This is a genomic window from Marinomonas sp. 63XJN7_9_ISO-PGPR-S23-217, assembly GCF_056173515.1.
In genome coordinates, this window is sequence record NZ_CM149678.1 from 4,028,940 (window position 1) to 4,046,518 (window position 17,579).

Sequence of the window (17,579 nt, forward strand, 5' to 3'; positions counted from 1 at the left end):
GTATTTTGAGTCAACAAGAAAAAGAGCAAACCATTGCCCTATCCGCGATTTTTCAAGCGGCGGAACTCGTCGCCACCTTGGCCAAAACGGGCAAACTTGATAAAGATTACTTAAAACCACTGATAGACAGTATTTTAGTGGTTAACCCAGACTCGACGGAAGACATCTACGGCGGTCAATGGGATTGCAAAAGCAACCTTGCATTAGGCCGTCGCGTTGCTCGTCAAGCACTTGGTAAAGAACGCGCCAGTGTTAACCCAGATACGCTTCGTTACGCTCTAAGCCTGATTCATTTAGAAAGCAAATTGGCCAAAGAGGACGCTATCCTCTCAGCATTGGGTAAAGGCATTCAGCAATTGGATCGCCAAAAAGCCCATTACGACGATGTATTACACGAAAACATGATGGCAGCGATATCTGGGGTCTATCAGGACACCTTGAGTACGATGGCTTTTCGTATTCAGGTGCAAGGTGATAGCCGCCTGCTTCAGCAACCGGCAATTTCTAATCAGGTTCGTGCCACGTTACTAACGGGCATTCGAGCCGCAATGCTATGGCGCCAATTAGGCGGTAAACGTTGGCATTTAATCTTCAAGCGAAAAGCCTTATTAAACGCCTTAGACGCCCGCTAGCCAAAAGAGACAGTGCCATATATAGCGTGTTGTAAGTGACATAAACAGGACAGTGATACTATAGAAATCCATGCCCAACCTCTGCCAAACGATATGAGAATAACTCACATCAATTATGAGTATATTTTTATCCGATATCTCTGGCATTTTTTTTTAGGTAGTATGTTGGGCAAAATAATATTACAGAGTGAGACCTTTGCGCGATGTCACGAGCGACGCTAAGACACGGCAAAAACAGACGAGAAAGCGGAGTTTATCGCTATAAATGAGCATTTTGAGTCTGTTTTTAACAAAGTATTGGCAAGCGCAGTAGTCGTGCAAAAGTCTCAGAGTGCATTTTGCTTAATCTGGTAAAGCACTGCCTCACACACATTTACTATGACGATCTACGTCAGCTTCTATTTTATTGGCTCATTAGTAGCCTAAAACGTTAGGGGAAATTACATGTCAACGAAACAAACCATCTACTATACATTCACGGACGAAGCTCCGGCATTGGCGACAGCTTCTCTACTGCCTATCTTTGGCGCTTTCGCGAAAGAAGCAGACATTGAACTAAAACTCACTGACATTTCTTTAGCAAGCCGCGTGATTTCCGCGTTTGCTGATCGTCTTCCAGAGGATAAACAAGCAGAAGATGGCCTAAAATTCCTTGGCGACCTAACAGCAGATCCTGAAGCAAACATTGTAAAGCTGCCTAACATCAGCGCTTCATTGCCACAGCTTTACGCTACCATAAAAGAATTGAATGCCGAAGGTTACGGCCTTCCTGAATACCCAGAAAACCCACAAACAGACGAAGAAAAAGAAGTTCAAGCTCGTTACGCGAAAGTACTAGGCAGTGCGGTTAACCCTGTATTGCGTCAAGGTAACTCAGACCGTCGCGCACCAGCAGCCGTTAAGAGTTATGCTCGTAAACACCCTCACTCAATGGGTAAATGGAGCAAAACATCAACTTCTCATGCCGACTACATGCGCGGCGGCGATTTCTTCTCCTCTGAGCAATCTATTACAACAGATGTGGATCAAACCGTTCGCTTAGAATTCGTCGGTCAAGACGGCTCTGTTGAAGTGAAAAAATCTCTTCCGCTCGTCGCTGGTGAAGTACTAGACGCCATGAACATGAGCAGCAAGAAACTTCGTGCCTTCTTTGAAGAAACCCTTCAAGATGCCAAAGAAAACAACATCATGTGGTCTTTACACGTTAAAGCGACCATGATGAAAGTGTCTCACCCAATCGTTTTTGGTCACGCGGTAACCGTTTTCTATAAAGACGTCTTTGAAAAATATGGCGAACTTTTCAACGAAATCGGCGTTAACCCAAGAAACGGTTTAGGTAGCGTTTACGACAAGATCCAATCTCTTCCTGAAGCCAAACAAGCAGAAATCAAACAAGCCATTCAAGACGTTTACAACACTCGTCCAGAACTTGCGATGGTAGATTCTGATAAAGGCATCACTAACCTACACGTACCAAGCGACGTCATCGTTGACGCCTCTATGCCTGCGATGATTCGTAACTCAGGTAAAATGTGGGGCCGTGATGGCAAAGCACATGATGCGAAAGCTGTTATGCCTGAAAGCACTTACGCACGTATTTATCAAGAAGTGATCAACTTCTGTAAAACAAACGGTGCGTTTGACCCTGTTACTATGGGTACCGTACCAAACGTAGGGTTAATGGCACAGAAAGCAGAAGAATACGGTTCTCACGACAAAACTTTCGAAATGAAAGATGACGGCGTGATGCGTGTTGTCGATGCCAATGGCAACGTACTGATGCAACACAATGTTGAGAAAGGCGATATTTGGCGTGCCTGCCAAACCAAAGATGCGCCAATCCGTGACTGGGTAAAACTTGGCGTTACTCGCGCTCGTCAATCTAACACACCCGCTGTATTCTGGTTAGAAGAAGACCGTGCTCACGATATTCAACTACGCAAAAAAGTGGAGCTTTACCTAAAAGAGCACGATCTAGAAGGTTTGGATATTCGCATTATGTCTTATAACGAAGCGATTCGTTTCTCTATGGAACGCATCATCCGTGGTCAAGACACTATCTCTGTCACTGGTAACGTACTACGTGATTACCTAACAGACTTGTTCCCAATCATGGAGCTTGGTACATCTGCGAAAATGCTGTCAATCGTTCCTATGTTGAACGGTGGTGGCATGTACGAAACGGGTGCGGGCGGTTCTGCTCCTAAGCACGTTCAACAGCTAATGGAAGAAAACCACCTTCGTTGGGACTCTCTGGGTGAATTCTTAGCGGTTGCAGTATCCTTCGAAGAACTTGGCATCAAGCACAACAACGAGAAAGCCAAAATACTGGCTCAGTGCCTCGATGCGGCAACAGGCAAATTGCTAGATAACAATAAATCACCTTCTCGTAAAGTGGGTGAAATCGACAACCGTGGTAGCCACTTCTACCTAGCACTGTACTGGTCTCAAGAATTGGCAGCGCAAACAGAAGATGCAGGCCTTGCGGCGAAATTCGCGCCACTTGCTAAGCAACTTGCAGACAACGAAGACAAAATCGTTGCTGAACTTGCCGCAGTACAAGGCAAACCTTCTGGTCTATCTGGCTACTACCACATGGATCTTAAGGAAGTGGCTAAAATCATGCGTCCTAGCACCACCTTCAACGAGGCACTAGCAACACTTTAAGCCCCTTTAGCGGACTTATAATGCACTAGCAAGTCTCGTGTGGTTTATCACACTAAAAATCCCAAGTAGTTTGGCTACTTGGGATTTTTTATTGACAGCCCTCAAGATCGTAGTTAGTGACAATAATAGTCATCCATTTTTACACTTTATTATCTTTCTATTTTCAACAAAGATATTTACAGCTAAAAATAAAAACCATACCCTACTGCTCGCTAAGGATAGAGATCAAAGGATACTGTTATGTCTTGGAACAAACTCAACGGAAAAATACAAGCTCACTCGACCATCCCATTAGATGCAAATACCTGCAGAGACTATGGGATAGTACTGCCACCCACCTTCCCGTTCAAAAAAGTGCAATTTACCTGCCAAGCACTAGCTATGCTTTCTCGCCTCAATAGCTATGATATGGATATGGTGGTAAAAGAAATACTGCAGATCTATGCTCACCCAAATGGCCAGAGTGTCACCAAACACAGCCGCAACCCGTTACGCCGTCTATGGCGCAATAAATACCCTTTTCGTAGCTATCATTACTTAATCTCTTTTGAGCTAGTGAGTGGAAATATTCTTATTCGAGACATATTGTTCGACAAGCAATTACATGGTTCTAAGACTCCTTTTTCCGCAGAGCGCACCATGCTATACGAAGTCGAACGAAAATCATCAGTTAAATATGATAAAGCCAAAACAGAAGATGATATTCGTGCCTTAAGAGGAGCTTGGAATGATAACCCTCGGCCTGTTCCCGATGTCAGAACCTCTCACGCGGCCGTAAATGGTATGCAAAACGAGTTAACAAAAGCTGCTTGGCTAATGGGTACCCATTTGGACACCGCTTACAGTAGCGATGGCATTGAGGCCTACACACTATTCCATAACCCAACAGATGAGGTAAAACTTGACCTTGTCGAATGTATTTTCGATAAGAAAAACGGCAGAAAGTCCCATAATGCGGAGCACTTAGCTGCTGTTCTTGCCCAAAATAATCAACAAAGAAAGCATGTAAAATGGGTCGCCCATAGTCAAGGAGCAATAATATTTTGTGCTGCACTGGAAGTATACCGACTCAAATATGGCAAGCCATTAACAACGCAACAGTTGGCGATTCACGGATCAGGAGCCAATATTGAGAGACTAAAACGAGCTGCCAGCTATACTGGACTCCATATTCACAGCATTCGCAATAATCCTTACGATCTAGTCCCCAATCTAGCGGGGAGAAACGACTTATCCAAAAGCAGCCTAGCTAGATCAATCAAATTTCAAAAGTTAGTGTTTGGCGATGATCCTGCTGCAAGTCCCCATACGTTGCCATTTTTAGGACTGAAAACCTATGCCGAACAATTACGTATGCTTGGTTATCGCGATGAAGCTAAAGAAGTCAACCGTTTTTTACGCACACTACCTAAGGGAGACCCAAGGATATGATCAAACTGATTAAAAACTTGTATCGAGGCTTTATTGGCGGGCCAGATTTTGCTTTCCCATCTGAACGCATTGTTCTATTAGGCAATAAACAACTATCCATGATAGTTCCAGATAACAATATGGTCGTGACTCCCAAAGCAATAGACAAACACTTTCCATACGATTCAACAACATGGTTTCAGGAAAATGCCCAACACTATGATCAGCATAAGTTTGTGATTATATTCACCAAGAACTGGATGTACTTACCCGTTATTCCAGTTGGCACCAGCAGTGAATACGGTATGTTAAGTTGCCAACCTCGTATTAAGCAGACTAATAAAATTGATGTAACAGACTTAGAGGCTTTATCTCACTTTGTGATTAAAGAGTACGAAGAGTTCCATAATGGACCCAATGGGAAAAACACGAAAATAAGAAAAGAAGAAAAAGAAACACTGGATAGATACTCACCGATGAGTGAAGCAGACGCAAAAAAAGAGATAGAAGAATGGGTTAAAGTTAGAGGTAAACTACCTCTATTTCCAGCAAAAATACTAACTTTCAATAATAATCAATGGGTGTTTTATCAAGAATTAACAGGTAATAGAATATCTCATACAAATTTTTATTGCTTACCACTTAGCCCAACCAGCTTCTTAGAGATAGAATTTGATTACCGAGTTGATCGATCTAATAAGTATGAAAAATGGTCAAAACATGCTGAAGAGTCAGAAAGGCGCATTATGGAGTCGGTTACTTTAACCGATATCCCAGAAGAGCAGACGCCCTTGCTCAATTAAAGATTATTGGGCCTTTATTTCGGCAAAGGTCTCCCTCCGCAGAAGGCTACTACACGGGGCAGTATTATACTAACTGCTTATAAAGATCCCCTCTTACCATAGAAGTACGCCCCCCTTTTGCCTATAATAGCGGCTCCCTGAAAACCATGTTCGAGGCGTTATCTCAATGGAATTAACTAGCTTAAATGCGATTTCCCCCATAGACGGTCGTTACGGATCGAAAACCAACGTATTGCGTCGCTCAGTAAGCGAATACGGTTTGCTACGTATGCGAGTCATAGTCGAAGTTCGCTGGCTACAGGCTCTTGCCAAACACCCACAAATCACCGAAGTACCTGCACTTAGCAGCGATGCAAGCGCTTTGCTAGATCAGCTCGCTGAGAACTTTAGCGAAGCCGATGCCCAAGCAATTAAAGACATTGAGAAAACCACGAACCACGATGTCAAAGCGGTTGAGTACTTTATTAAGAATAAAATGGCAGACAATGCTGAACTTGCGGCGATTTCCGAGTTTGTTCACTTTGCTTGTACCTCTGAGGATATTAATAACTTATCCCACGCGCTGATGCTCCGTGAGGCATTGGAAGAAGGCATTACCCCAGAGTTAAATAAGGTGATCACGGCAATTGAAGATCTAGCGCTTGAACATGCAGAACAGCCCATGTTGTCTCGTACTCATGGCCAAACCGCCTCTCCCTCAACCGTTGGTAAAGAAATGGCCAACGTAGCGGCTCGCTTGAAACGCCAACTTAAGCAAATTGAAAACGTTGAATTTTTAGGCAAAATCAACGGGGCGGTGGGTAACTATAACGCCCATCTTTCGGCATATCCTGATATTGACTGGCAAGCGCACGCTGAAGCCTTTGTGACATCGCTCGGTTTGACTTGGAATCCTTACACCACACAAATAGAACCACACGATTACATCGCAGAATTGTATGATGCTATTTGCCGTTTCAACACCATCTTGATCGATTTTGACCGTGATGTATGGGGCTACATTTCCATGGGCTTCTTCAAGCAAAAAACCATTGCTGGCGAAATTGGTTCTTCCACCATGCCCCATAAAGTTAACCCAATCGACTTTGAAAATTCCGAAGGTAACTTGGGTATTGCCAATGCCATTATGGGTCACCTTAGCGCGAAATTACCAATTTCTCGTTGGCAACGTGACCTAACGGACTCAACCGTGCTGCGTAACCTAGGGGTTGGTTTAGCACACAGTTTGATTGCCTACCAGGCAACTCTTAAAGGCATCAGCAAATTGGAAATCAACGTGCCTCGTCTTGAGGCAGACCTGAATGCCGCTTGGGAAGTATTGGCTGAACCCATTCAAACCGTCATGCGTCGCTATGGTATTGAATCTCCCTACGAGAAGTTAAAAGAACTGACTCGTGGCCGTACCATCGACCAAGCGACCATCGAAGCCTTTGTTGATACACTGGAATTGCCTGAAAAAGCGAAGCACGAGCTGAAAGCACTTACCCCTGCGACCTACATTGGTAACGCTGTGGCACAAGCAAAAGCCATTCGCAACTAAGGTCTGCTCTAATTAATAAGAGTAAGCCGATTAAAAAGAGTCGTGAAAACGGCTCTTTTTTGCCTTTTAGTGATCCAACTTTCTTTATTGTAATGAGCAAATAATGAGCGACTTAAACACCCCATTGAGCATTCTTGGTGGCATGACAGCACAAACCTTTATAGAGGAATACTGGCAGAAAAAGCCTCTTCTCATTCGTGCTGGCCTAGTTGATTTTACCGTACCACTCGACGCCGACGAATTGGCGGGCATGGCAATGGAAGAAGAAGTTGAATCACGCATTGTGATTGAAAATGGCCTCACACCTTGGGAAATGCGCCAAGGCCCATTTACCGAGGACACTTTTGCGACATTGCCCGAAAAGGAGTGGACGCTACTGGTTCAAGCGGTCGACCACTGGGTACCTGAGGTTCAGTCGCTGAAAGAGCAATTTCAATTTTTGCCAAGTTGGCGATTAGATGACGTAATGATCAGCTACGCCACCGAAGGCGGTAGTGTTGGCCCTCATTATGATCAATACGATGTTTTTTTGGTTCAAGTCAGTGGTAAACGCCGCTGGCAAGTCTTATCCCCGGATCAATATCAAGACTCCGCTATCCCTAATATTCAACTGCATATTTTAGACAACTTCCCTGTGGATCCAGATATGGATTGGGAGCTTGAAGCCGGTGACATCCTGTATTTGCCCCCTAACTTTGCTCACAATGGCCGAGCTCTTGACAGTGAATGCATGACTTACTCCATCGGCTTTCGCGCCCCCAGCATACAAGAGGCGTTGACGGGGGTTCGTGACAAACTATGCGAAATCGACAATCCGAAAGACCGCTTTGCTCCACCCGAAACAGGGGCTCGACAACACAGTGCTCATATTAGCAAAGACGATATCGCCAACTTACAAAGCCAACTCGCCCGTTTGATCAATCAACCAGACATGCTTGCTCAGTGGCTTGGCGAAACCATGAGCGAAAGTAAATACCCTGAATATTTAGTGCCGTTTAACCAACAGGAGTTAGACACCGCATTTGAGCATGCTATTCAAGGAAAAACCTTTATTCGCCCTGGCGATGCTCGTATCTGCTATTATTTGCTAGAAGGTCTAGAAGCAACAAGCAATAGTGTACAAATCTTTTGTAATGGTGAAAGCTTAGTGGTGAATGCCGATCTATCAATTTTTATACAAGCGATTTGTGACCAAACCGAATTTGATTTTTCAGGACTCGATTTAACACAAGACCCAGACCTAGAACCCTTGTTACGTTTTTTACTTCGTCAACAAGGGCTGATCGAACTGGTTGCTAACGAAGAAGACTAGAGGAATCCTACTTGAAGGTACTCACATCCGATTGGAACAGTAGCAAAGACCAACTCACGTTTGTGCGTAAACAAGTCTTTATCATAGAGCAAGGCATTGCCCCAGAAGATGAATGGGACGACCAAGATGAAGACGCCGTTCACTTTGTCTCATTTGGCACAACCGCCGTGCCAACGGGCACCTGCCGCTTAACGGAAAATGGCCAAATTAGCCGCTTGGCTGTTTTACCCGCTTATCGTCATCAGGGTTATGGTGAGATGCTAATCAACAGAGCGATTAAAGTTGCCAGAGAAATGGGCATTCGCTGTGTCTTTTTACATGCTCAAGTAGATGTACAAACCTTTTATGAAAAGCAGCGCTTTAAAACCGACGGCAAAATTTTTTTAGAAGCAGGGAAAATGCATATCCGTATGGAACGTGAGATTTAGTCTTCTTATGGGTATCTAGCTTAAACAAAAAAAGCGAGCCTTCCATTTTGGATAAGCTCGCTTTTTATATTGTGCGTTTTTAATTTTAAAAAACGATTAATTAAACAACAGCAATTAGCTCAACATCAAACTGAAGAACAGAATGAGGCTGGATCATAGCACCAGCGCCTTGAGCACCATATGCTAATTCTGATGGAATGGTAAAACGGTATTTCGCGCCTTCTTTCATCAATTGTAGACCTTCAGTCCAGCCAGCGATAACACCTGTTAGCGGAAATTCAATGGGTTCGCCACGGGCAATAGAACTGTCAAATACTTGTCCGTCAATCAAGCGACCTTCATAGTGAACACGTACCGTAGAGCTGCGTTCTGGGGTTGCACCAGTTCCTTCTTGTGTTACTTCGTATTGGAGACCACTTTCCGTCACCGTCACACTTGGTTTTGCTTTATTCTCTTCTAGGAAAGCAGCACCTGCCTGAATGTTAGCTTGAGACGCTTCACGACCCTTCTCTTCCATTTTTTGTTGAAGTTCAGCAAAAGCCGCTTCAAGTTCCGCACCTGGAACACGCATTTCTGCACCGTTTAGGGCGTCTTCAATGGCTGCAAACAAATGAGTTAAGGATAGTTCACCAAGATCACTACCCCGAAGTTGATCACCAATTTGACGACCGATGCCATAAGCGATTTTAGATTCGTTAGAGTCGAACGACAGTTCTGACATAGAAACACTCTCTTTATTTGTAAAAATTTGAGGCGCTATCATAACATAGCCATAAGCTCAGGAAAGAGCGGACTTTTCAGCCACACTAAAAACCTACCTAACGATCTCTTATCTTGATAAAAAAATAGTATTTGCAAATGATATTCATTATCAATTACAATCAATCATTATCAACGGATTGGGTCACTTCATCATGAAAGCTAAGGTTTTTGTATCGCAAGTCAGCCAGAGAAAGGATAATAAAAAGCGTATTGATTACTGGGGACTACTCTTCGTAGGCATCATCTTGACCGCCTCATGTAGTTGTTTCTTATTCGATGCCTATCAGGAAACACAGCAAGCTCGAGTCAGTACCAACATTATTCCGACCACACAGGCAAAACATGATCTAGATCATCATCTAAAAGTCTGAAAGGGATAAACTCTTCTTATAGAAGATCAACAACATGCCAAGGAGAGTCTCCATGTTACCTGAAGTCAACACTATCCTTTACGCCTGCGACTTAGAAGGCCAAACTCAATCCGCGTTGGGGCACGTCATGAACCTTGCCCTTGCCCATCAGGCCAAAGTTGTGGTTATGCATGTACTTGAGCCACTTGGCGCTCAAGCAACTAATATGATTACCAACTACCTGCCTGAAGAAACCACAAAAGCCATGCGCGATGAGGCCGTCAAAAATATCAATGAAAAAATGAGAGAATTGCTCAGCGACTACATTAATGACAACAAAGAAGCGCTATCTGCTTTAGCTCACCCACCTGAAACCAAAATTGCGCAAGGCGTTCCCTATGAAGCCATTATTCATGTTGCTGAAAAAGTGGAAGCCGATATTATTGTCATGAACAGCCGCACTCATAGCCGTTTTGGCCAAATGATCATTGGTTCTACTGCGAACAAAGTGATTCACCACAGCAATATCCCGGTACTGGTTGTGCCCATCAAAGCACATAAATAAACAGACACACTAGCCAGAATGCCCCATCTTAGATACACTTACTGTATATATAAACAGTAAGTGTATCTATGATTCTATATATTGCCGAAAAACCCAGTCTCGCCCGCGCTATCGCCGCTGCCCTCCCTTCCCCGCAAAAAAAAGAAGAAGGCTGCATTTGGTTACCCAATGGCGATTGCATTAGCTGGTGTATCGGCCACTTATTAGAGCAAGCTGAACCTCATCAATATAACCCAGCTTATAAATCATGGAGTCTAGATCACTTACCCATTATTCCCACCGACTGGCAATGGCAAGAAAAACCCGGTACTAAAAAGCAACTCAGCATCCTGAAAAGACTTATCAAGAAGGCCAGTCTGTTAGTCCACGCTGGCGATCCAGACCGAGAAGGACAGTTTCTGGTTGATGAAGTACTGCACTACACTAACGTCCCTGCCCAAAAGCTGAAAAGCACACAGCGTTTACTCGTTAGCGATTTAACCCCTGCAGCGGTTAAAAAAGCCCTAAATAATTTGCGCTCGAATAGTGAGTTCGCCGCTTTATCACGTTCTGCATTAGGTCGTGCGCGCGCCGATTGGCTATTAGGCCTTAACCTAACACGAGCTTACACGATTAGAGGCCGTCAGGCTGGCTACCAAGGGGTATTATCGATTGGCCGAGTGCAAACCCCTGTGCTTGGTTTAGTGGTCGCCAGAGATAAAGAACGAGAAGCGTTTGTACCCAAGGATTTTTATCAAGTCTGGGCAAGCATTCAAACACCACAAGGCGTCATGTTCCAAGCGAAATGGCTGCCCAGTGAGGCCTGCCAACCCTATATGGATGACGAAAACCGCGTTCTGAGTTTGCCACTGGCCCAAAATGTCGCCAGCAGAATCACCAACAAGCCAGCTAGAGTCATCGATGCACAATACAAGCAAAAGAAACAAAGTGCGCCATTGCCATATAACTTGTCGGCATTGCAAATCGACGCGGCAAAGGCCTTTTCGTTATCAGCTCAGCAAGTACTAGACACCTGCCAAGCATTATATGAACGCCACCAAATAATCACTTATCCACGTTCCGATTGTCGCTATTTACCCGTCCAACAACACAAAGATGCCCCCGCTATTATTAATGCACTGGCGCGCTCTGGTGGAGACAGGCAGACAGCAGCCGAAAACGCAAACACCGCCCTAAAAAGTAAAGCTTGGAATGATAAGCAAATCACCGCCCACCATGCGATTATCCCAACGACCCAAGCTCACAAAGCTGCTTCATTATCAAAAACAGAAGCCTTGGTTTTTAATTTAATCGCTCGCCAATATCTTATGCAGTTTTATCCTGAATACGATTATTTGGCCTCTTACATCAAGCTAGAAATAGAAGGTGGTCTCTTTGAAGTCAAAGGCAACACACCTATTTCGCTAGGTTGGAAAAGCCTTTTACCAGCCAGAAGCAAAGCAAAGGACCCTGAAGATGAAAACCAGCACGAGCTACCAAAATTGTCGAAAGGGGAAGCCTTATGGTGTACACAAGGGCAAGTGCAAGAAAAAGTGACCACGCCCCCCGCCGCCTTCACCGACGCCACCTTACTTGCCGCCATGACAGGTATCAACCGATTTGTCACCGATAAAGACATTCGAGCCATCTTAAAAGAAACGGATGGGCTAGGCACCGAAGCAACACGAGCCAGTATCATCGAATTGCTTTTTAAACGAGGCTTTTTGACCAGACAGGGGAAACAAATCCACGCCAGTCAAACAGGCCGCGCCTTTATCAATTGCCTACCGGAGCAATTGGTCACTCCAGATATGACAGCAAAATGGGAGTCCGCCCTCAATAACATCAGCCTAGGTGAAACCAGCTATCAATCCTTTATGGAAAATTTAGAAACAAATCTAAACCAACTACTTAGTGCCTCACGAGACATGCCCACCTCTGCGCTGCAGAATCTTCCAGCACCCAGCAAAAACCCTTTTAGCAAGCGAAAAGGCACAACCAACAGAAAATCGACAAGCACCCGAAAAAATGCCACAACAAATAAGAACTCGGGGGGCAGAACCGCGACGTCAAACGCAAGACGACGCTCAAAAGCGTCGTCTTAAATCAACAGAGTGACAGGTTAGCCTATCGCCAACCAGCCTCCGACACCAATCATCAATGTCCCCGCAATACGATTCATAATCCGCACATTACCGCTTTTCATCAAAACGGATTTTAGCGTGCGACCACCTGTGGCATAGATCAATAAACAGGTAAACTCAAGACAAAGAATAATCGCGATAAGCATTACTAACTGACCAGCCAAGGATTGATGAGGACTTAAAAAAGGAGGTAATAGAGCAATAAAAAACGCCCACCCTTTGGGATTGGCAATGGCCGTCACAAAACCTTGAGACACCAGTTCAAACACGGAAGCGACTCGATCCGACGCCTCCATTTTTATGGCCATTTTTCCTTTCGACAACCACATTTGAATACCGATGTAAGCAAGGTACAACCCTCCAAGCAATTTTAATGTGGTAAACGCGGTTGGGTAATTCAGTAATAGAGCAGCAACACCAATGGAAGACAACACCGCAACCGTCGCTACACCAGTCAGTTCACCGAGCATCATCCATAAAGCCCGCCTTACACCAATGGTCATACCCAATGTCATTGCGAGAGTCATACACATACCAGGTGTGATAGACACGAAAAAAAACGTGGGGATAAAAGCACTTAAGAGAGCAAGATTCACTGCATCACCCTATAAATTAAAAAAACTGACTATAACGCGAAGAATTGAGACTTGGATAGCACAAAACAATGCATTCTATGGATTGGATTAGAAATGTTTCTTTTCTTTAAAAGTGGCATCATCCATAAACTTATCCCATTCATCATTGATGCTGCTATCCTCCTCTTCGACAGTGGCTTCTGCTGCTTCTCGCTTCGCCTCAAGCTCTTTTTCTATTTCACCAATGATCCCTTCTAGCTGCTTAACAGATGACAGCGTTTCAGGTTTGTCTTTGACTGGAGCTAATTGCGATAATGCTTCTTTATAGGAGGATAAAGCCACATCCATTTTGCCTGTCAAAAAGGCTTGTCGACCTAGATAGGCGTGAAAATCCGCATTTAATTTGTACTTATAAAATAAAAGTAGCCCTTCGTAACGAGCCCCTGAATCAGAATTTAGCGTTTTATCCTTCACACTTTGTTTGATAAAAAAGTGAAACGATTCCAACAAACGCTTCAGTTCCATGATTAATAACTCATCATTAATGGGCTTTGCCCGTCGCTTTTGTTTACTCGATTGAAACTCTGCCATTTCTTGTTCTAAATGACTTTTTCGGCGCTGAAGAGCAGAATTAGGCTCAAATTGGATAAGCTCATCATAGAGGGTGACCATGCGAGAAAACAACCAAAGCCGCATGTCTTTCGGCTGATATTGAGGCGGTAAATCATCAAGATAACGACGCACCTGACGAATCTGATTATTAATGTTTGCGATTTTACGGAGCCTGTCAATGCGGGCCTGTTCTTTGAGCTGCAAAACGATTGCGACCCCTATAAACCCGCCTATCACAAGCAATAAAACCGTAACTGTCACTGCCGTCATATTTAAAAAAATGCCTTCGATGGTACAAAAACCACTATTTAAGAGGTAAAGAAGATGCGAATAAGTCGTCTAGGTTAAGAAAACGTGTTCATATCATCTTTAGATTATATTGCCGAAGCGCATTACAAACCAAGCCCCAACTACGACCCTGTTGAACGATTAGCAAATAACGCCTGTTCAACCGACTCTATTACCCGCTTTAAACGATCAATGTCCCTTTGAGCCTCACCTATAGCGGCAACTTTTTCCATTTCAACCAATGCGGTCCGATACTTTTCTAACGCTCTCGCCTTTTTATCCATGTCCACATCATTATCTGCTTGGTGGACCAATAAATCATGATAAGCAAGACTATTTCCGTAACGAATCAATTCCACTTGCTGTCTAGCCGTTTGCTTATCCACAATGCCATTTAACGCAAAACCCTTGATCAACGCTGGCAAACTAGAAAGCGATGTTTGCACCTTAGATAATTGATCCGAATGTGTCACTCTACCATTATCGGCTAACTTAGTGCTCGACTTTAATTCATCACGAATTTTAAATAACTCTGGTAGCTTATCGGCCAGATCCTGACCATATCGATTATGGGACACCAGATTTGGAACGATTGCCAAAAGATAGTCAACCAATAGCACCTTTGTTTGATGAGGCATATAACGATCCATCACCATATCCAAAATCGATAATATACGATAACTGCGATTCACTAACTGTTCGGTTGCTTTCTTTTTTAGTTCGCGTTGTTTTTTATACCATTTCACAACACCAAAAATAGTTAAAATAGCAAAAGAAACACACAAACAAGTAACGACAACGAGCGCAATATTATTCATTATGACCTTATTACCAAATCCAGTGAGCAGTAAAATGAGTCTATTTAATACAACGGTACAGAGACTTACCTAGGAAGGTATAAATACAAAAAGGTCAGCTGAACTGACCTTTTTGACTAAAGCACTCTTTTTCGACTAAAGCAATCAACAAACGCTTCATTTCATAAATAACAGCAATGCACTTTAATGCATAACAGAGAAGCCTACCAACATATAAAAAATCATTGCAGAAAGCAACGCTGATGCAGGGACGGTAATCACCCAAGCGGCTGCAATACGAAGAATAGCGGAACGTTTTACCAATTCTTTTTTCGTCGCTTTCTTCAGCCCTTTACGCTCGCCTTTAGAAATAGGTGAAATATAACTGGCATTTTTTAAATCTTTAAGAATTTGGCGCTTTTCACCCACATCCGCCTGAGTGAAACGTTTCACAAAAGCCTGTGTTTCTTCAATATCATGACCTGCACGCTGAGAGTGCTTAATAATCGAGGCTATCTTCTTCTCATAAGACAGCTTTAGGTACTCCCGCAAGAAACCCACACCAAAAATACCACCAACAGCAATATGGGTGGAACTAACAGGAAGACCAAACTGAGAAGCAATAATCACCGTAATAGCAGCAGCCATCGCCACACAAAAGGCACGCGTTTTATCCAACTCAGTAATTTCAGAACCAACGGTTTTTATCAGTTTTGGTCCATACAGAGCTAAACCAACCGAAATACCAAATCCGCCAATCGCCATCACCCAAATAGGAATCGGCGCCGAGTTGGCAACGGCTCCCGTCATAAGCGCATCGTTTATGGCCGCTAATGGTCCAATTGCATTGGCAACATCATTTGCCCCATGGGCAAAACTTAATAACGCAGCAGAGGCAATCAGTGGAATGGTGAACAAGCTATTCACGGCATCTTTATCGTTTTTCAACTTCATTGCCGCTCTATCGACCATAGGGCGAACTAAAAAGTACCCGGTCATAGCGACCGCAAAGCCAATTAACAATGCGGTTGTCATGTCCAGTTTGAAAAGGTGCTTAAAGCCTTTTAGAATCAAGTAAGTTGAAAACGCCCAGACCATAATCGCCACTAGCAGAGGGACGACTTTTCGCGCAGCGAGAATCATGTCACTACGATAGGTGACAGTGCGCTTAATAAACATCAAAAAGGCCGCCGCAATAAGGCCACCCATTACCGGAGAAATCACCCAGCTGGCAACAATGGCCCCAAGCTGATTCCAGTTTGCAATTCCCCAGCCGCCCGCAGCAATCCCTGAACCAAGTACCCCACCAACAATAGAGTGGGTAGTTGAAACCGGTGCTCCAAGATACGTGGCTAGGTTTAGCCAAATAGCGCCTGCTAATAGAGCGGCCATCATAATCCAGATAAAGGTTGCAGAGTCCGCAATAGAACTGGGGTTAATAATACCTTTTTGAATCGTTCCAACAACCGTTCCACCAGCAATCAGAGACCCTGAAGCTTCAAAGATTGCGGCAATCAGAATAGCGCCGGTCATGGAAAGCGCTTTCGAGCCAACGGCAGGGCCAACGTTATTTGCGACGTCATTTGCCCCTATGTTCAACGCCATATAAGCACCAATACTGGCTGCAATCGCTAAAATAGAAACATTAGAAACAGCGGCACCTTGATTCACGGCGTAAAAGCCTGCCAGTAATACAAATCCAAGCGCAATCAGCACACGTATCAGTTCACCGCCACCCAACAGGGTCTTTTCGTTTTTCAATTTGCTTGTAAGATCCATAGAGGCTCTTCTTTAAAGATTTATCTATGCCAAACTGCGGCTCACTTGACAAACTTATGGCTCATCATTCATCGCAAAATGCTTACCCTAGCACTTTCAGAGAGTTTGACGCTTTATTCATCCTGTCACATTTCCTTCATGAAATGTTAATCGCGCGCCATTCTACACCGAGGCAATTCAGATAAAAACCCTAAAAAACTTTTATTGGACTCATTCCTACTAAGCCATCCTTCCTACCTGTGATGGCAACAGAATGGTGTGGGATACAGTTCAAAATCGCACGCCATAAAACCGCGATCTTAATAAAGGATTAGCCATAAAAACTGACTTTTTTATAAAAACAGTCAAAAACGTGCAAAAATAATGCATAATAAAACAATTCCGCAAAAGTCCAGTGCCGTTGAAATTTTCAAACGACAGCATTGGCAATAAAAAAAGAGTTAAATTACCCCCAATCAATCAAAGAGGGAACGAACCATGTCAGCAACAATCATTGTCGGAGTTGATGGAAGTGAAGCAGGCAACCGTGCTTTAGCCTACGCAAAACGACTCGCAACGTTAATCGGAAGCGAATGCAAACTAGAACTCGTTTGCGTGGTCGAATGGTCTCCTTATACATTCCAAACACCAGAAGAAAACTCCCATCGTAAAAAACAAAAACAGATTGAAACTAAAAACGCCCAAGAGCGCGTTATTGATCCCGCCCTAGCAGCCCTCAAAGAGGCGGGAATAACCGCTTCTGGCGTAGTGAAATTTGGTAAAGCCTCCTCAATTCTCAATAACATTGCAGTCGAACACAATGCTGAACAAATTGTTGTTGCTCGCTCCACAGAGCAAGGTTTAAGTGCACGAGTTTTCGGCAGTGTAACCGCCAACCTCGTTATGAGCGCCAATGTCCCCGTAACGGTTGTCAGCTAAGGAGCATGATTATGCTAA

Annotated in this window: 16 protein-coding genes; 11 read left to right on the plus strand and 5 right to left on the minus strand. The window is 43.9% G+C overall.

Annotated elements, in window-relative coordinates:
• Positions 1 to 5 precede the first annotated feature (5 nt).
• The 7 genes from hflD (at position 6) to AC0VYI_RS18955 (ending at position 8,792) form a co-directional block, all read left to right on the plus strand.
• On the plus strand, positions 6 to 632 hold the full coding sequence (hflD, locus tag AC0VYI_RS18925) for a high frequency lysogenization protein HflD (RefSeq protein WP_199474448.1): 627 nt from the start codon (positions 6 to 8) through the stop codon (positions 630 to 632).
• Positions 633 to 1,076: 444 nt separating this feature from the next.
• A complete protein-coding gene (locus AC0VYI_RS18930) occupies positions 1,077 to 3,299 on the plus strand; it encodes an NADP-dependent isocitrate dehydrogenase (RefSeq protein WP_475444855.1) in 2,223 nt (740 codons plus the stop codon).
• A gap of 240 nt (positions 3,300 to 3,539) precedes the next feature.
• Positions 3,540 to 4,730: a hypothetical protein gene (locus tag AC0VYI_RS18935; protein ID WP_475444856.1), complete on the plus strand. Its 1,191-nt coding sequence runs from the start codon at positions 3,540 to 3,542 to the stop codon at positions 4,728 to 4,730.
• Entirely contained in the window at positions 4,727 to 5,512 is a 786-nt protein-coding gene (locus AC0VYI_RS18940; protein WP_475444857.1) for a hypothetical protein, read from the plus strand. The genes AC0VYI_RS18935 and AC0VYI_RS18940 overlap by 4 nt, the downstream gene beginning before the upstream one ends.
• Positions 5,513 to 5,678: 166 nt before the next feature.
• Positions 5,679 to 7,052: an adenylosuccinate lyase gene (gene purB / locus AC0VYI_RS18945; protein WP_475444859.1), complete on the plus strand. Its 1,374-nt coding sequence runs from the start codon at positions 5,679 to 5,681 to the stop codon at positions 7,050 to 7,052.
• A 103-nt stretch (positions 7,053 to 7,155) separates the two neighbouring features.
• Positions 7,156 to 8,364 carry a JmjC domain-containing protein gene (locus AC0VYI_RS18950; protein WP_475444861.1) on the plus strand — a complete coding sequence of 403 codons (1,209 nt, stop codon included), beginning with the start codon at positions 7,156 to 7,158 and terminating at the stop codon, positions 8,362 to 8,364.
• 11 nt (positions 8,365 to 8,375) lie between these two features.
• Positions 8,376 to 8,792 carry a GNAT family N-acetyltransferase gene (locus AC0VYI_RS18955; protein WP_199474440.1) on the plus strand — a complete coding sequence of 139 codons (417 nt, stop codon included), beginning with the start codon at positions 8,376 to 8,378 and terminating at the stop codon, positions 8,790 to 8,792.
• A 100-nt stretch (positions 8,793 to 8,892) separates the two neighbouring features.
• On the opposite strand, the gene AC0VYI_RS18960 is transcribed toward AC0VYI_RS18955, so the two are convergent.
• Positions 8,893 to 9,513: an FKBP-type peptidyl-prolyl cis-trans isomerase gene (locus AC0VYI_RS18960; RefSeq protein WP_199474438.1), complete on the minus strand. Its 621-nt coding sequence runs from the start codon at positions 9,511 to 9,513 to the stop codon at positions 8,893 to 8,895.
• A gap of 193 nt (positions 9,514 to 9,706) precedes the next feature.
• Here AC0VYI_RS18960 and AC0VYI_RS18965 point away from each other — a divergent pair, with 193 nt between their 5' ends.
• The 3 genes from AC0VYI_RS18965 to AC0VYI_RS18975 all read left to right on the plus strand — a co-directional run bounded on the left by AC0VYI_RS18965 (position 9,707) and on the right by AC0VYI_RS18975 (position 12,553).
• Entirely contained in the window at positions 9,707 to 9,925 is a 219-nt protein-coding gene (locus AC0VYI_RS18965) for a hypothetical protein (RefSeq protein ID WP_475444863.1), read from the plus strand.
• A gap of 52 nt (positions 9,926 to 9,977) precedes the next feature.
• Positions 9,978 to 10,469 (plus strand): universal stress protein, encoded by a 492-nt coding sequence (locus AC0VYI_RS18970; protein ID WP_199474435.1) that lies wholly within the window; start codon positions 9,978 to 9,980, stop codon positions 10,467 to 10,469.
• A gap of 68 nt (positions 10,470 to 10,537) precedes the next feature.
• Positions 10,538 to 12,553: a DNA topoisomerase III gene (locus tag AC0VYI_RS18975; RefSeq protein WP_475444865.1), complete on the plus strand. Its 2,016-nt coding sequence runs from the start codon at positions 10,538 to 10,540 to the stop codon at positions 12,551 to 12,553.
• Between the two features lie 17 nt (positions 12,554 to 12,570).
• Here AC0VYI_RS18975 and AC0VYI_RS18980 read toward each other — a convergent pair whose 3' ends face one another.
• The 4 genes from AC0VYI_RS18980 to AC0VYI_RS18995 all read right to left on the minus strand — a co-directional run bounded on the left by AC0VYI_RS18980 (position 12,571) and on the right by AC0VYI_RS18995 (position 16,643).
• On the minus strand, positions 12,571 to 13,188 hold the full coding sequence (locus AC0VYI_RS18980; RefSeq protein WP_475444867.1) for a LysE family translocator: 618 nt from the start codon (positions 13,186 to 13,188) through the stop codon (positions 12,571 to 12,573).
• 87 nt (positions 13,189 to 13,275) lie between these two features.
• On the minus strand, positions 13,276 to 14,049 hold the full coding sequence (locus AC0VYI_RS18985) for a hypothetical protein (RefSeq protein ID WP_199474429.1): 774 nt from the start codon (positions 14,047 to 14,049) through the stop codon (positions 13,276 to 13,278).
• 140 nt (positions 14,050 to 14,189) lie between these two features.
• Positions 14,190 to 14,885, minus strand: a complete 696-nt coding sequence (locus AC0VYI_RS18990) for a hypothetical protein (RefSeq protein WP_475444868.1) — start codon at positions 14,883 to 14,885, stop codon at positions 14,190 to 14,192.
• Positions 14,886 to 15,068: 183 nt separating this feature from the next.
• A complete protein-coding gene (locus AC0VYI_RS18995; protein ID WP_475444870.1) occupies positions 15,069 to 16,643 on the minus strand; it encodes an inorganic phosphate transporter in 1,575 nt (524 codons plus the stop codon).
• Positions 16,644 to 17,120: 477 nt separating this feature from the next.
• On the opposite strand from AC0VYI_RS18995, the gene AC0VYI_RS19000 reads away from it, so the two are divergent.
• Entirely contained in the window at positions 17,121 to 17,561 is a 441-nt protein-coding gene (locus tag AC0VYI_RS19000) for a universal stress protein (protein WP_475444871.1), read from the plus strand.
• Positions 17,562 to 17,579: the final 18 nt, after the last annotated feature.